The organism is Stenotrophomonas sp., from assembly GCF_032066555.1.
In the GTDB taxonomy this organism is placed as follows: domain Bacteria; phylum Pseudomonadota; class Gammaproteobacteria; order Xanthomonadales; family Xanthomonadaceae; genus Stenotrophomonas.
In genome coordinates this window covers 103081-118896 of the sequence record NZ_DAMBKV010000001.1, presented here as the reverse complement: position 1 = coordinate 118896, position 15816 = coordinate 103081, and the positions used below count along the sequence as shown (strand labels likewise).

Annotated in this window: 11 protein-coding genes; 9 read left to right on the top strand and 2 right to left on the bottom strand. The window is 65.1% G+C overall.

Translation table 11 applies throughout. The annotated features are described in order from the left end of the window. Positions 1 to 15 precede the first annotated feature (15 nt). The 7 genes from rseP to RT131_RS00500 all read left to right on the top strand — a co-directional run bounded on the left by rseP (position 16) and on the right by RT131_RS00500 (position 8433). Entirely contained in the window at positions 16 to 1374 is a 1359-nt protein-coding gene (gene rseP, locus RT131_RS00530; protein WP_313169336.1) for an RIP metalloprotease RseP, read from the top strand. A gap of 71 nt (positions 1375 to 1445) precedes the next feature. Further along, positions 1446 to 3929, top strand: a complete 2484-nt coding sequence (bamA, locus tag RT131_RS00525) for an outer membrane protein assembly factor BamA (protein WP_313169334.1) — start codon at positions 1446 to 1448, stop codon at positions 3927 to 3929. Positions 3930 to 4287: 358 nt separating this feature from the next. Further along, positions 4288 to 5310 carry a UDP-3-O-(3-hydroxymyristoyl)glucosamine N-acyltransferase gene (gene lpxD / locus RT131_RS00520; RefSeq protein WP_313169333.1) on the top strand — a complete coding sequence of 341 codons (1023 nt, stop codon included), beginning with the start codon at positions 4288 to 4290 and terminating at the stop codon, positions 5308 to 5310. Next, the gene (gene fabZ / locus RT131_RS00515; RefSeq protein WP_313169331.1) at positions 5307 to 5765 is read left to right on the top strand and encodes a 3-hydroxyacyl-ACP dehydratase FabZ; all 459 of its coding nucleotides are present in this window, start codon (positions 5307 to 5309) and stop codon (positions 5763 to 5765) included. The genes lpxD and fabZ overlap by 4 nt, the downstream gene beginning before the upstream one ends. 18 nt (positions 5766 to 5783) lie before the next feature. Continuing rightward, entirely contained in the window at positions 5784 to 6575 is a 792-nt protein-coding gene (gene lpxA / locus RT131_RS00510) for an acyl-ACP--UDP-N-acetylglucosamine O-acyltransferase (RefSeq protein WP_313169330.1), read from the top strand. Beyond that, positions 6572 to 7780: a lipid-A-disaccharide synthase gene (lpxB, locus tag RT131_RS00505; protein ID WP_313169328.1), complete on the top strand. Its 1209-nt coding sequence runs from the start codon at positions 6572 to 6574 to the stop codon at positions 7778 to 7780. Before lpxA ends, lpxB begins: the two co-directional genes overlap by 4 nt. A gap of 35 nt (positions 7781 to 7815) precedes the next feature. Further along, positions 7816 to 8433: a ribonuclease HII gene (locus RT131_RS00500; protein ID WP_313170186.1), complete on the top strand. Its 618-nt coding sequence runs from the start codon at positions 7816 to 7818 to the stop codon at positions 8431 to 8433. Between the two features lie 16 nt (positions 8434 to 8449). On the opposite strand, the gene RT131_RS00495 is transcribed toward RT131_RS00500, so the two are convergent. Further along, positions 8450 to 8914: a hypothetical protein gene (locus RT131_RS00495; RefSeq protein ID WP_313169326.1), complete on the bottom strand. Its 465-nt coding sequence runs from the start codon at positions 8912 to 8914 to the stop codon at positions 8450 to 8452. Between the two features lie 50 nt (positions 8915 to 8964). Further along, a complete protein-coding gene (locus tag RT131_RS00490) occupies positions 8965 to 11187 on the bottom strand; it encodes a winged helix-turn-helix domain-containing protein (protein ID WP_313169324.1) in 2223 nt (740 codons plus the stop codon). A 142-nt stretch (positions 11188 to 11329) separates the two neighbouring features. On the opposite strand from RT131_RS00490, the gene RT131_RS00485 reads away from it, so the two are divergent. Together RT131_RS00485 and dnaE are read left to right on the top strand one after the other, a co-directional pair. Then, complete coding sequence (locus RT131_RS00485; protein WP_313169322.1) at positions 11330 to 11974, top strand: hypothetical protein; 645 nt, start codon at positions 11330 to 11332, stop codon at positions 11972 to 11974. A 216-nt stretch (positions 11975 to 12190) separates the two neighbouring features. Then, a complete protein-coding gene (gene dnaE / locus RT131_RS00480; protein WP_313169320.1) occupies positions 12191 to 15784 on the top strand; it encodes a DNA polymerase III subunit alpha in 3594 nt (1197 codons plus the stop codon). Positions 15785 to 15816 lie beyond the last annotated feature (32 nt).

Here is a 15816-nt window from a genome sequence, read left to right as displayed (position 1 = left end):
AACCGAGCTGCACCCATGGCTGACTTCCTGGGGTCCGTATGGTGGATGATCGTCAGCCTCGGTGTGCTGGTGACGTTCCATGAATTCGGCCACTACTGGGTCGCCCGCCGTTGCGGGGTAAAGGTGCTGCGCTTTTCGGTGGGCTTCGGCAAGCCACTGTGGAGCCGCCGCAACCGCAACGGTACCGAGTTCGCCATCGCTGCCATCCCGTTGGGTGGCTACGTCAAGATGCTCGACGAGCGCGAGGTCGAGGTCCCGGCCGGTGAACGCGCCGTCGCCTTCAACAACAAGAGCGTCTGGCAGCGCATCGCCATTGTCGCCGCCGGCCCGGCGGCCAACCTGATCCTGTGCATCGCCCTGCTATGGGCGATGTTCGTGATCGGCCGCCAGGATTACTCGGCCACCATCGGCCGCACCACCGGCATGGCCGCACAGGCCGGCTTTGTCGCCGGCGACCGCATCCTGGCCGTGGAAGACCGCAGCGTCGCCACCTGGGCCGAGGCCAGCATGGCCATCACCACCGCCGCCATGGATCGCCAGGATGCGCATGTCCGCGTCCGCGACAACCTCGACAACGAGCGCACCCGGGTGCTGCCGCTGTCGCAGCTGCCGGCCGGTTTTGACGAACGCCAGGTCCCGATGCAGGCCGGTTTCATCTGGCAGTTCTGGCTGCAACCGGCGCGGGTTGACTCGGTTTCGGCCGATTCGGCCGCCGCCGACCTGCTGCAGCCAGGCGACCTGATCCTGGCCGTTGACGGCCAGCGCGTGGACAGCGCCGACCAGGTCACGCCGCTGATCCAGCAGCTTGGCCAGCGTGGCGGCCCCGGCATGGTCGAGGTAGAGCGCAATGGCGAGCGCCTGGCGCTGGAGCTCACCCCGCAGGCCGGACAAGGCCCGGATGGCAAGCCTCGCTGGATGATAGGCGTGGGCTTCGCCACCAACCAGACGCCTGCATACGACGCCCGCCAGCAGTATGGCGTGTTGGCGGCCCTCCCCGCTGCCGTGCGCGAAACCGGCAAATTGGCGTCGGATTCGCTGGGCATGATGCGCCGCATGCTCACCGGCACCGCCTCGCTCAAGAACGTTTCCGGCCCGATCACCATCGCCCGCGTGGCCAATGCCTCGGCTGAACGCGGGGTGGATTGGTTCCTGTATTTCCTGGCCCTGCTGTCCCTGAGCCTGTGCATCATCAACCTGCTGCCCATCCCCGTCTTGGACGGCGGGCACCTGCTGTATTACCTTATCGAGTTGGTCAAGGGCAGCCCGCTTAGCGAGCGTGCCATGGCTGCCGGCCAATACATCGGTCTGGCGCTGTTGGCCGGGCTGATGGGACTGGCGTTCTACAACGACATCCTGAGCCTGGTTCCGCGATGAACTTTTTCCCGTTGTCGTCGTCTTACGCCGGCACCCACGCATTATCGAAATCGACTCCAACCGGACGTGATATGACGCGACTTCCCAATCGCCGCCTGCTGGCCCTCGCACTTGCTGCCGGTCTGGCCCTGCCTGCGCTTGCACAGGCAGCCGAGCCCTTTACCGCCAGCGATATCCGCGTGGACGGCCTGCAGCGCATTTCCTCCGGCACCGTGTTCACCTACCTGCCGGTGGAACGCGGCGACACGGTCGACGACGCCAAGGTCGGCGACACCATCCGCGCCCTGTACAAGACCGGCTTCTTTGAAGACGTGCAGCTGGACCGCCAGGGCGACATCCTGGTCGTCACCGTCAAGGAGCGCCCGGCGATCAACAAGTTGACCGTCACCGGCAACAAGGACATCAAGAGCGAGCAGCTGCTCAAGGGCCTGAGCGACATCGGCCTGAGCGAAGGCGGCACCTTTGACCGCCTGAGCCTGGACCGCGTGACCCAGGAGCTACGCCGCCAGTACAACGACCGCGGCAAGTACAACGTGGAAATCACCCCGACGGTGAGCCCGCTGGACCGCAACCGCGTCGACGTTGCCATCGCCGTCAAGGAAGGCAAGGCGGCCAAGATCCGCCACGTCAACCTGATCGGCACCGAGAAGTTCCCGGCCGAAGACATCCTGGATATCTGGGAGTCCAAGGAGCACAACTGGGCTTCCTGGTACCGCCGCGATGACCAGTACTCCAAGGAAAAGCTGTCCGGCGACCTGGAAAAGCTCAACTCCTGGTACCTGGACCGTGGCTACGTCGATTTCAGCATCGACTCGACCCAGGTCTCGATCAGCCCGGACAAGCGTGACATGTTCATCACCGCCGGCGTAACCGAGGGTGAGCAGTACAAGATTTCCGAGATCAAGGTCACCGGCGACACCATCCTGCCGCAGGAAGACGTGGAGAAGATGGTCATCCAGAAGTCGGGCGATACGTTCTCGCGCGCCCTGCTGGAGTTCAGTGCCGACGGCATCACCAACAGCCTGTCCAACGTTGGCTATGCCTTCGCCAAGGTCAACCCGATCCCGACCAGCAACCGCGCCGACCGTACCGTGGCGGTGAACATGCAGGTCGTGCCGGGCCCGCGCGTGGCCGTGCGCCGCATCGTCTTCAAGGGCAACTCGCGCACCAGCGACGAGGTCTTGCGCCGTGAAATGCGCCAGTTCGAGAACAGCTGGTATTCGCAGGCTGCGATCGACCGTTCCAAGATCCGCCTGCAGCGCCTGGGCTATTTCGAGTCGGTCGACGTCGAGACCCAGCCGGTCACCGGCAGCAACGACCAGGTCGACGTGGTCTACAACGTCAAGGAAACCACTTCGGGCAGCTTCGTGTTCGGCCTGGGCTATTCGCAGTCCTACGGCATGACCACCTCGGTACAGCTGTCGCAGAACAACTTCCTCGGCGGCGGCAACCGCGTGTCGGTCGAGGCCTCACGCAGCAGCTACCTGCAGCGTTATGGCTTCAGCTACACCAACCCCTACTTCACCGATGACGGCGTCTCGCTGGGCTATAACCTGTCGTGGCGTGAGCTCGATTACTCCGACTTCAACACCGCCCAGTACAACAGCACCAACGGCTCGGCGCAGGTGGTGTTCGGCATTCCGATCACCGAGAACGATGCGTTTTCGCTGATGTTCGGCATCGACAGCAACCAGATCACCACCTATCAGGGTTACACCCCGAAGGCGATCATCGATTACATCGATGCGGTCGGCACGCGCACCTTCCATTCCTGGCGCTCGGAGCTGGGCTGGGCCCGCGACACCCGCAACGACTACTTCATGCCGACCCGCGGTACCTACCAGCGCCTGGGCCTGGAGACCACGTTGCCGGGTTCAACGGTCGAGTATTACAAGCTCAGCTACCAGTTCTCCAAGTACTGGCCGATCATTCCGTCACTGGTTATCAATACCCGCCTGGAACTGGGCTACGGCGACTCCTACGGCAAGGACAAGGTCCGCGATATCTGCTGGAACGATATCCCCGGCACTCCGGGCACCCCCGGCACGCCGGCAACCGGCACCACGCCTGCAGTACCCGGCACCCCCGGCACCCCCGCTACCACCCAGGTGGTGGACTGCGGCAGCAACCCGACCGCCAACCACCGTCAGGTCAAGGCGAGCGGCCTGCCGTTCTTCGAGAACTTCTACGCCGGCGGCACCAACTCGGTACGTGGCTTCGAGGACAACACCCTGGGTCCGCGTTCGGAAATCATCGGTGGCTATTACAACGGCCAGCCGCTGGGTGGTTCGGTGAAGACGGTGGGCTCCATCGAAGCCTACTTCCCGAAGCTGTTCGACAGCCCGTCGGCGCGCGTCTCGGCGTTCTTCGACTTCGGCAACGTCTACAACGGCACCAGCAACTTCAAGGCCAACGAGCTGCGCGCTTCGGCCGGCGTGGCCCTGTTGTGGCGCGCCCCGGTCGGCCCGATCTCGATCAGCTATGCCTTCCCGTTGAAGAAGGAAGATGGTGACGAGATCGAGCGTCTGCAGTTCACCTTTGGTGGTCAGTTCTGACGAACTGACCCGCTGCCCCGGGGTGAAGCCCCGGGGACCGAAGGTTATGCCGCAGGCATAACCTTCGGGCGCACTTCGGTCTACCGATTCCCCGCGCCTGTCGGCGCACCCCCTTTACCAAAGGGGGCTTTCCACCAGAACTACCGCCTCAACCTGCCCTGGGAAGCAACACTGCCCCGGGGTTTGCTTTTATGGGACATGTGGCTGCGCTCGGCGTAGCGGGACATTCCATCAAAGCCATACTGCTCCATTGGCCCCCACTTCCGGCCAACCCGCCCCCCCCCCGCTGCCCTTGCCCTGCAAGGGTGATAACGTCCGTTCGCATGACCGCCATCGGCGCACACGGTAAACTTGCTGCGTGAATACTCCTACCTATACCGCTCAGGAACTTGCCGACCGTTTCGGCCTGCAGGTACACGGTGACCCGTCGGTCGCCATCCATGGCGTTGCCACGCTGGCCCATGCCGGCCCCGGGCAGCTGACCTTCCTGGCCAATCCGCGTTACCGGGCACAGCTGGCCGACAGCAAGGCGTCGATCGTGCTGCTGCGCGCCGACGACGCCGAGGCCGCGCCAGGCACCGCCCTGGTCGCCAAGGACCCGTACACCAGCTTCGCCAAGATCGGCGCGTTGTTCGAGACCGTTCCTGTGCGCGCCCCCGGCATCCACCCCAGCGCGGTCATCGACCCCAGCGCGACGGTGGCCGCCAGCGCCCATGTCGGCCCGCACGTCTGCATCGGCGCACGCAGCGTGATTGGCGAGAGCTGCATCATCGGCGCTGGCAGCATCGTTGGTGACGACTGCGTGGTCGAAGCCGGCAGCGAACTGCTGGCCCGCGTCACCCTCGTCGCCCGGGTCAAGCTGGGCAAGCGCGTGCGCATCCATCCGGGCGCCGTGCTCGGTGCCGAAGGCTTCGGCCTGGCCATGGACAACGGCCACTGGATCAAGGTGCCGCAGCTGGGCGGCGTGCGCATCGGCGACGACTGCGAGATCGGCGCCAACACCTGCATTGATCGCGGCGCACTGGAAGACACCACGCTGGACGAAGACGTGCGCGTGGACAACCTGGTGCAGATCGCCCACAACGTACAGATCGGCGCGCACAGCGCCATCGCCGGCTCCACCGGCATCGCCGGCAGTGCCAAGATCGGCCGCTATTGCCTGCTCGGCGGCTCCGTTGGCGTGGTTGGCCACCTGGAGATCTGCGACCACGTCGTCATCACCGGCCGCTCGGTGGTGCGCAACTCGATTACCGAACCGGGCGAATACTCGTCGGGTACCCCATTGACCGATAACCGCACGTGGCGCAAAAACGCCGCGCGCTTCAAGCAGCTCGATGCGCTGGCACGTCGCATCCTGGCTGTGAGCAAGGAGAAGGAATGAACGCACCACTGCAGATGCCCATCGACGTCACCACCATCCAGACGTTGATTCCGCACCGCTACCCGTTCCTGCTGGTCGACAAGGTTGTCGATCTGGATGTGGACGCCAAGCGCATCATTGCGCACAAGAACGTCACCATCAACGAGCCCTATTTCCAGGGGCACTTCCCGGGCCAGCCGATCATGCCGGGTGTGCTGATCATCGAGGCGCTGGCCCAGGCCGGTGGCGTGCTGACCCAGCTCAGCCTTGGCCGCGACGCGCAGTCCAAGCTGTTCTATCTGGTCAAGGTCGACAACGTGCGTTTCATGAAGCAGGTGGTGCCCGGTGACGTGCTGGAACTGCATGTGCAGGTCAAGCGCATGATCCGTAACATGGCGGTCTACTATGGCGAAGCCAAGGTGGATGGTGAAGTGGTCGCACACGCCGAAGTGCTGTGCGCCGGCACCCGCGAATAACCTGCCTGGAGCAAGCCGATGAGCGATAGCGCCCCTCTGATTCACCCGACCGCGGTCATTGATCCTTCGGCAAAGCTGGGCCAGGGCGTGCGCGTGGGTGCGTTCACCCTGATCGGTGCCGACGTCGAGATCGGTGACGGTACCGAGGTGGGTCCGCATTGCAGCATCCATGGGCCGACCCGGATCGGCCGCGACAATCGCTTCATCGGCCACGTCGCGGTCGGTGGCGAACCGCAGGACAAGAAGTTCGGCGGTGAACGCACCGAACTGGTGATCGGCGACCGCAATGTCTTCCGTGAGTTCGTCACCCTCAGCCGCGGCACCGCCGGCGGCGGCGGCGTGACCACCATCGGCAACGACAACTGGATGCTGGCCTATGTACACGTCGCCCACGACTGCCACGTGGCCGACCATTGCGTGTTCTCCAACAACACCACGCTGGCCGGGCATGTCTCGGTCGGCAACTGGGTGATCATCAGCGGCTTCGCGGGGGCGCACCAGTTCTGCCGCATCGGTGACCATGCCTTCCTTGGCATGGGCGCACTGGTCACCGGCGACATCCCGCCGTTCACCATGGTCGGCATCGACGGCCACGGCCGCCCGCGCGGCATCAACAGCGAAGGCCTGAAGCGTCGCGGCTTCGACGCCGAGCGCATCAGTGCGATCAAGCGTGCCTACCGCACCATCTACGTGGCCGGTGTGCCGCTGGCCGAAGCCAAGCTGGCGCTGGCCGAGCAGGCGCAGAGCAGCGATGACGTCAAGCAGATGCTGGACTTCATCGAGCACGGCGAACGTCCGCTGCAGCGATGAGCGCAGAGACTCGCGATTCGGGCTTGGGTCACGCGCGCAAGCCGCGCATCGCGCTGGTTGCCGGCGAGGCGTCGGGCGACCTGCTTGGCGCCGGCCTGATCAATGCCCTGCGCGCGCATTACCCCGATGCCGAATTTGCCGGCATCGGCGGCGATGCGATGCGCAATGCCGGCTGCGAAACCTGGTTTGATGCCAGCGAGCTGGCACTGATGGGGCTGGCTGAAATCCTGCGCCATCTGCCGCGCCTGCTGAAGCTGCGCAAGGAATTCCGCCAGCGCGTGCTCGACTGGCAACCGGATGTATTCATCGGCATCGACGCACCTGATTTCAATCTGGGCGTTGAAAAATGGCTCAAGCAGCGCGGCCTGCGTACCGTGCATTACGTCAGCCCCTCGGTCTGGGCCTGGCGCGAGAAGCGCGCCGAGAAAATCGGTGCCAGCGCCGACCTGGTGCTGTGCCTGTTCCCGATGGAACCGCCGATCTACGCCCGCCACGGCATTGACGCGCGCTTTGTCGGCCATCCGATGGCCGATGAAATTCCCTTGCACAGTGACCGTGCAGCCGCACGGCAAGCGCTGGGCATTCCAGAGCAGGCAAAGTTGCTCGCGGTGCTGCCCGGTAGCCGTCTTGGCGAAGTAAGCCGTCTCGGTCCGCCGTTCTTCGCCGCCGCCTGGCAGCTGTGCGAACAGGACCGCGGCCTGCATATCGTCGTGCCCGCGGCCAATGCCAAGTGCAAGGCGATGATCACCGAGCAGATCCGCAGCGCCGCGCTACCCAGCGCGCGCCTGCACCTGCTCGATGGCAAGGCACGCCAGGCAATGGTCGCCGCCGACGTGGTGATGTTGGCTTCCGGCACCGCCACGCTGGAAACCATGCTGGTCAAACGCCCGATGGTGGTGGGCTACCGCGTGGCCGAACTCACCTACCGCATCGTCAAGGCACTGGGCCTGATCAAGGTCAATCGCTTTGCCCTGCCCAACGTATTGGCCGGCAAGGACTTGGCGCCGGAGCTGATCCAGCACGAATGCACGCCAGACAATCTGGCCGCCGCGGTACGCAACTGGTTTGAGCATCCCGACTGCGTCAGCGGCCTGCAGGACGACTACCAGCAGCTGCACCGGCAATTGCGTCAGGATGCCTCGGCGCGCGCCGCCGACGCTGTCGCCGGGCTGCTGCAGACACCGCGCAAGCAAGGTCAGCCGTGACTGCAAGACGTAGCCCCAAGGCAGCGGATGTCTCGCTGTCCTTGTTTGACGATGCCGCCCTGCTTGCGCGACAGGCCCCGCGTCTGGTCGCCGGCGTCGACGAGGCCGGGCGCGGCCCGCTGGCCGGCCCGGTCGCGGTAGCGGCCGTTGTCTTCGATCCCGAACGCCCGCGCATCAACGGCCTGGATGACTCCAAGGCATTGACCGCACTACGCCGCGATCAGCTTTACGACCGCATCATCGAGCGCGCCCTGGCCTACAAGATCGTGATGGTCAACGTGGCCGAGATCGACAGCCTCAACATCTTCCAGGCCACCATGCAGGGCATGCGCCTGGCGGTAGAAGGCGTGGGGCATGTGGCCCAGTTCGCCCGCATCGATGGCAACAAGATTCCCAAGGGCCTACCCTGCCCGGCCGAAGCGCTGGTAGGTGGCGACGCCATCGACCGCAGCATCATGGCCGCCTCGATCCTGGCCAAGGTCAGCCGCGACCGCTTCATGCTGGAGCTGCACCAGCAGCATCCCGAATACGGCTTCGACCAGCACAAGGGCTATGGCACACCCTTCCATATGGCTGCGCTGCGCGCACATGGTCCCTGCCCGCAGCACCGGCGCAGCTTCGCCCCGGTCCGAGCCTGCCTGCAAGCGCCCTGAGCCACACGCGGCCCCATCAACGCGGCATGATCTTTATTCCGGGATCAAGATGGCTTGAGCCGATGCGTACGTCATAGTTGATGTTGTTCTCGCTGACTACTGCCTTGGCGACGATCAACACCTCCTGACGTCGACCCATGCGTTGGGAATCGAAGTCCTTCTGTCCTGTATTTGCAGCGCTGCGGTATGACGCGGCGGCCCCCGGCGACTCGGCGAACGCCAGCGCGAAAGGATCCAGCACATCTTCCGCCGTACGCCACAACACCTGCGTACCACTGCGCACCGCACACACCTCCGGGGTGATGACGGGACCGTTCGGCCCTGCGGCCACGTCGACGTAGACCAGCTTGACGATCCGGGCCGGCAGATTCTCCGTGCATTGCACCGCTTCGCCCGGGGCTGGCGGAACCGTGGCGCAGGCCACTGCACCGACAATGATTCCCGCTGAGACAGCAAGATAGACCCACATGTTGTAGTTCATGACGACCACTCCTCGATGAGGTCCGCCGCCCCGGACAGGAAAAACCGTTTCTATTCCTTCCGCACGCCACTGCCGACCAGCGCGTAACGCTGCAGCGACAGCAAGGCGTCGATGCGCTGTTGCGGAATGCCCTGCTTCAACGCGCTTTCTACGCAGCTGTGCGCGCCCGTCTTGTCGCCGAGCAGGGTCAAGGTCTGCGCACACCACAACGCGACTTCGGCCGCCTGCGTACCCAGCGCACGCGCCGCCTGCAGATCCTGCAGCGCGCGTGCTCGCTCGCCCAGGTTGGCGCGGTACCAGGACAGCAAGGCCAAGGCATAAGCATCATCGCGGCGCACGTCGACGTATTGCTGTGCCAGATGCGCCGCACGCAGATACGGCGCCTGTGCCTGCGCTGCCGTTGCGGGGGCAGCGGCCAGCGCATCGGCAAGATTGCCCCAGTGCAGATAGTCCTCCGGCTCCAGCACCGTCGCCTGCTGGAACAACTCCGCAGCGAGCGCGTATTCGCCGCGATCGAATTTCATCGTGCCCAGGTTGGTCAAGGCACCGGCATTGGGCTCGATCGACAAGGACATGTTGAATGCATGCCCGGCCTGCACGGTATCGCCCTGCGCAAGATACAAACCGCCCAGGCTGCCCCATAAGCGACTGTCTTCCGGCTGCAGCACGGTGGCAGTGACAAACGCATCGATGGCCTTGGGAACGTCGCCGCGCAACCAATGGTGGTAGCCGAGCAGGCGATAGATCTGCGCATCGCTGGGCCGCGCCGCGATGGCCTGCTGGAACGACTGCAGCGCCTGCTCTTCCTTGCCGAGCGCGGCGTAAGTGCGTGCCTGCCCGACCAGACCGTCGGCACGCAGTGCAGGGTCATCGATGACCTGCTGGTAAAGCTTCAGCGCCTGTTCGTTCTGGCCGCTGACGCGGGCGATTTCCGCCATCGCCAGACTCACCTCGCGCAATCCCGGATCCATCGCCTGCGCGCGCGCACAGGCCTGCCGCGCGCGCTCGAACGCACCTGCGTCACTGACCCCTTCCAACCGCGCAATCTGCGCACGGCAAAGGCCGGCCTGGGCCCGGGCGAAATGCGGATCCAGCGCCAGCGCCTGTGCGAACGCGGCCATCGCCCGCTCGTTGCCCGCCTCGCCGACGGGTCTTTGCAGCAGCGCCAGACCTCGCAGATAGGCGTCATAGGCGTTGACGTCATTGGTGGGATTCAAGCGCTGTGCAATTCCGGCGGTCTTTCCTGGCAGATGGCCGAGCAGGGCGTGCACGACCTTGTTCGCTATCTCGCCCTGCAGCGCGAACACGTCGTTGATCTCCCGGTCATAGGTTTCCGCCCACAAGGTGAAGCCTGTATTGGTATCTGACAGCCGCGCACTGATGCGTACCCGCCCACCCTCGCGACGCACGCTGGCATCGAGCAGTGTGGCCACGCCCAGACGGCGTCCGATCCGACGCACATCGTCATCATCGGTATCGCCTTCGGCAGGCGCTGCGAGTTGCCGTGCGGCCACCTTCAGGCCCGGCACATTGGTAAGGGCATCATGCATCTCCACCGCCAGACCATCGGCAAAATAGCGGTCGGCGGCGTCGTCACTGAGGCTGCTGAATGGCATCACCGCAATCGAAGCGCCGGCCACAACCGGCGTGCGACCCCACCACCAGTAGCCCGCCCCCAACAGCAGCAGCAACAACGCGCAGCCGACCAGGAACGCGCGTGAACGCATCCACGCCGGTAGTGGCAACTTCGGCGCCTCCCGCCACCAGCGCGACAATCGGCGTGCTGGCGGTGATGGCGGCTCGGCATGCAGGTCACTATCCGCAACCACGTGTTCAGCGCGTTCAGCAACTGCATCAGGCAGCTCGACCGTCGTAGAAGTGGAGATCGGTTCAACAACCGAAGCGGAGGAAGCCGTGGCCTCCGGCGGCAACAACTTGCCGATGAAGCGGTAGCCCAAACCATGCTGGGTCTGTATGTAGCGCGGCTCATGCGAATGGTCGTCCAGCGCGGAACGTAACTGGGCGATGGCACGGGTCAGTACACCTGGTGTCACATGGCGATGGCCCCAGACAGCATCCAGCAGCTGGTCGCGCACCAGCAGTTCGTCGGCGTGCCGCAGCAGCAGCAACAGCACGGCGAAGGCTTTTGGCTCCAGCGATTGATACTGGCCGTCACGGCTGAGTGTATGCGCCAGCGCATCCACCACGATGCCGTCGAAACGGTAGCGTTCGACCGCTTGACCTGTGTCACCCGGGTCTTCGACCGCACCCATCGGCAAGCCCTCATGAATTCCTCAGAAACCAGCGCAATGACTGTCTGAAGGCTCCGCCTGCCATCATGACCAATGCTACGCCCAAGCGGATGCTGGCGCTGCGTTCTCCCCCCGGACGCCCCCCACCCGCAGGAGCAACACCATGTACACCATCGACCCCCGCCTTCCGCTGCCGCAGGTTCTGGACCAGTACCCGAGCGGCGCCCCGCAACGCCGCAATCATGTGAACGACTATCTGTTGGTCCCGCGTGAAATGGAGCATTTCAACAGCCTGCTGGCCCGCCTTGGCCGCACCCAACCGCCACTGCAGACCGACCAGTTGGCCACCGCTGCCCGCAACCTGAACAACGCAGCCGGGGACGAAAGCGCCTCGCCCTGCATCACGCAGCGGATGCGCCACGCCCATCTGCTGGAACAGCTGCTGCAGGAGACCGACTGGGAGCCTGCCGCCGAGGTGAGCTGCGAGCTGCATATGGTCATTGCCTACCTGCACGCCAGCCACCAGTTGATCCCCGACACGGTTCCCGGCGTCGGCCAGCTGGACCAGGCCATCGTCATAGACACCGTCTGGCCGAAACTTGCCGGCGAAGTCACCAACTTCCTCGACTACCAGCGCCTGCGGCAGCAGGAGGCCGAACGTCAGGGCCGTGGCTACCATGACATCGCCTTCAATCGCCGCAGCTGGCTGGAACTGCGTGAGATCGAAGCCCGCCTGCATGAGCACCAGCGACGGGTGCGTGAAGGCAGCTATGCACCAGCACCGCTCAGTTACTTCCGCGTCCACTGACTGCGACAACGGCAGGGCCCCAGCCAGCACCGCCCAGGTCGGGCTGGGGCCCCTGCACAGAAGGCCGGGACGACCCCATTGCCGTCAGGCCGACGCCTGCCCTGATAGTGTGCACATGCGGGCCTCCGGCCCGGGCCGGCGCGCGTGCCGGGCATGTCAAGCCTTGCCCCACCCCGCCCCCGTCGCTACCCTGCACCGGCATACTTCTGGCCCCGCATGTCTACTTCTTCCCGCTTCGTCCATCTGCACGTCCACACCGAATTCTCGATGGTGGACTCCACCATCCGCGTCCCCGCCAAGCCCGACCAGGCCGATCCCAAGAAGGCCAAGCAGCCCAACCTGCTGAGTCGTTCGGTCGAAATGAAAGCACCGGCCTTGGCAGTCACCGACCTGAACAACATGTTCGCGCTGGTGAAGTTCTACAAGGCCGCCGAAGGCGTGGGCATCAAGCCCATCGCCGGTGCCGACCTGCTGATCACCGAGGACGGCCAGGACCCCTGGCGCATGACCCTGCTGTGCCGTGATCGCGAGGGCTACCTGAGCCTGTCGCGGCTGCTGACGCGGGCATGGATGGAAGGCCACCGCAATGAAGGCGGCGTGGCCGTGCACCCGCAGTGGCTCAAGGACGGCTGCCAGAACCTGTTCGCGCTGGCCGGCCGCCACAGCCTGGCCGGCCGCCTGGCCAGCGAAGGCCGCCACGACCTGGCCGAGCAGCAGCTCGCCGACTGGCAGCGCGTGTTCGGCGACGGCCTGCACCTGGAACTGACCCGCACCGGCCGCGACGGCGAGGAAAGCTTCAACCAGTTCGCGCTGATGGCCGCCGGCCAGCGCGGCCTGCCGGTGGTGGCGACCAACGATGTGCGCTTCCTATCGCCGGATGACTTCGACGCGCACGAGGCGCGCGTGTGCATTTCCACCGGCCGCGTGCTGGACGACCCCAAGCGCCCGCGCGAGTACAGCCGCGAGCAGTACCTGAAGACACCGGAGCAGATGGCGGAGCTGTTCGCCGACATCCCCGATGCCATCGACAACACCCTGGCGCTGGCCGAGCGCTGCAACGTCGAGATGCGGCTGGGCACCTACTTCCTGCCCAACTACCCGGTGCCGGACGACGAGACGCTGGATACCTGGATCCAGAAGCAGTCGCGCGAAGGCCTGGAAGAACGCCTGCAGGTGCATCCGCTGGCCGCCGGCATGAGCCGCGAGGACTACAACGAGCGCCTGGAGTTCGAGCTCAACACCATCATCAAGATGGGCTTCCCCGGCTACTTCCTGATCGTGGCCGACTTCATCCAGTGGGGCAAGAACCAGGGCATCCCGATCGGTCCCGGCCGTGGTTCCGGTGCCGGCTCGCTGGTGGCCTGGGCGCTGAAGATCACCGACCTGGATCCGCTGCCCTACAACCTGCTGTTCGAGCGCTTCCTCAACCCCGAACGCGTGTCGATGCCCGACTTCGACATCGACTTCTGCATGGACCGCCGCGATGAGGTGATCGACTACGTCGCGCGCAAGTACGGCCGCGAGCGCGTCAGCCAGATCATCACCTACGGCACCATGGCGGCCAAGGCGGTGGTGCGCGATACCGGCCGCGTGCTGGGCTTCCCCTATGGCCTGGTCGACGGCGTTTCCAAGCTGATCCCCAACATCCTCGGCATCCACCTGAAGGATGCACTGGGCAAGGGCAAGGAAGGCGTGGATTCGGAAATGGCCTCGGCCGAGCTGATCCAGCGCTATGAAACCGAGGACGATGTCCGCGACCTGATCGACCTGGCGCTGCAGCTGGAAGACCTCACCCGCAACGCCGGCAAGCACGCCGGTGGCGTGGTGATCGGGCCCGAGCCGCTGAGCGAGTTCTGCCCGCTGTACGCCGAACATGACGAAGGCGGTATCGGCAAGAACCCGGTCACCCAGTTCGACAAGAACGACGTGGAAGAAGTGGGCCTGGTGAAGTTCGACTTCCTCGGCCTGCGCACGCTGACCATCATCGATTGGGCGGTGAAGGCGATCAACAAGCGCCATGAGCGCGCCGGCATCCCGCCGATCGACATCGCCCATATCCCGCTGGACGACGCCCCCACCTACAAGGACATCTTCGCCAACGGCAATACCGGCGCGGTGTTCCAGTTCGAATCCTCGGGCATGCGCCGCCTGCTGAAGGACGCGCGGCCTGACCGCTTCGAAGACCTGATCGCGCTGGTGTCGCTGTACCGCCCCGGCCCGATGGACCTGATTCCTTCCTTCAACGCGCGTAAGCACGGCCAGGAAGAAATCATCTATCCCGATCCCCGCACCGAGGCCATCCTGAAAGACACCTACGGCATCATGGTGTACCAGGAGCAGGTGATGCAGATGGCGCAGATCGTCGGCGGCTACTCGCTGGGCGGCGCCGACCTGCTGCGTCGTGCGATGGGCAAGAAGGTGCCGGCGGAAATGGCCAAGCACCGCGAGATCTTCCGCGAAGGTGCGGCCAAGGGCGGCGTCGATGGCCCCAAGGCCGACGAGATCTTCGACTTGATGGAAAAGTTCGCCGGCTACGGCTTCAACAAGTCGCACGCCGCCGCCTACGCCCTGGTCAGCTACCAGACCGCCTGGCTCAAGCGCCATTACCCGGCCGAGTTCATGGCCGCGACGCTGTCTTCGGACATGGACAACACCGACAAGGTGGTGGGCTTCCTGGCCGAGGTGAAGAACCTCAACCTCACCGTGCTGCCACCGCGTGTCAACGATTCGGCTTACATGTTCGAGGCCGCCAACGCCGACACCATCCGTTACGGCCTGGGCGCGATCAAGGGCGTCGGCCAGGGCGCCTGCGAAGCGGTGGTGGAACAGCGCGAACGCGGTGGCGAATATGCCTCGCTGCTGGACTTCTGCGTACGCGTGGAATCGGGCAAGCTCAACCGCCGCACGCTGGAAGCGATGATCAACTGCGGCGCCTTCGACGGCATCGGCAAGAACCGCGCAACGCTGGCGCTGCAGCTGCCGGAAGTGATCAAGGCCACCGAACAGATGGCGCGCGAGAAGGCCTCCGGGCAGAACTCGCTGTTCGGTGCCCCCGACCCGGTCAGCACGGCCAGCCAGCTCGACCTGCCCGAGAGCAAGGAATGGCCGCTGGCGCAACTGCTCAACGGCGAGCGCGAAACGCTGGGCTTCTTCCTCAGCGGCCACCCGTTCGATCCCTATGCCGACGACGTCAAGGAACTGGTCGGCACCGACCTGGGCGGCCTGGACAAACTGATCGCACCGGCCTTCCCCTCCAAGGATGGCGAAAAGCGCGCCTGGCGCCAGGAATCCCCGGTGATCCTGGCCGGCATGGTCATTGGCGTACGCCGCAAGGGTGACAGCCAGGTCTTCGTGACCCTGGAAGACGGCAAGGGCCGCGTCGAATGCAGCGCCTTCTCCGACGGCCTGGCCGAATTCGGCCACCTGATGACCAAGGACCGCATCCTGGTCGTGAAGGGCGGCCTGCGCGAGGACGAATTCAACGGCGGCTACGCCCTGCGCATCCGCCAATGCTGGGACTACGAGCAACTGTGCGCCGACCACGCCCTGCGCGTGTCGATGCGGGTGGACGGCCGCGGTGGCCCGATCTGGCAGCGCATCGATGCCCTGCTGGCCGCGCACCGCCCGGGCCGTACCCCCCTGCGGCTGGACCTGCTGCTCAACGGCAAGCCCAGCGGCAGCATTGCCGGCATGCTCGACCTCGGCAGCAGCGGCGCGGTACGGGTCACGCCCAAGCTGCTTGATGCCCTGCGCGAGGACCCGGCCGTGCGCCGGGTCAAGGTCAAGTACAGCCCGCCCTGGGCCAATTGATTGTCCGGACGGACGCGTACGGGTTGATACGG

Coding starts and splice junctions, on each gene's coding strand:
- rseP (WP_313169336.1), top strand. CDS start 16: ATGGCTGACTTCCTGGGGTCCGTATGGTGGATGATCGTCAGCCTCGGT.
- bamA (WP_313169334.1), top strand. CDS start 1,446: ATGACGCGACTTCCCAATCGCCGCCTGCTGGCCCTCGCACTTGCTGCC.
- fabZ (WP_313169331.1), top strand. CDS start 5,307: ATGAACGCACCACTGCAGATGCCCATCGACGTCACCACCATCCAGACG.
- lpxA (WP_313169330.1), top strand. CDS start 5,784: ATGAGCGATAGCGCCCCTCTGATTCACCCGACCGCGGTCATTGATCCT.
- lpxB (WP_313169328.1), top strand. CDS start 6,572: ATGAGCGCAGAGACTCGCGATTCGGGCTTGGGTCACGCGCGCAAGCCG.
- RT131_RS00495 (WP_313169326.1), bottom strand. CDS start 8,914: ATGAACTACAACATGTGGGTCTATCTTGCTGTCTCAGCGGGAATCATT.
- RT131_RS00490 (WP_313169324.1), bottom strand. CDS start 11,187: ATGGGTGCGGTCGAAGACCCGGGTGACACAGGTCAAGCGGTCGAACGC.
- RT131_RS00485 (WP_313169322.1), top strand. CDS start 11,330: ATGTACACCATCGACCCCCGCCTTCCGCTGCCGCAGGTTCTGGACCAG.
- dnaE (WP_313169320.1), top strand. CDS start 12,191: ATGTCTACTTCTTCCCGCTTCGTCCATCTGCACGTCCACACCGAATTC.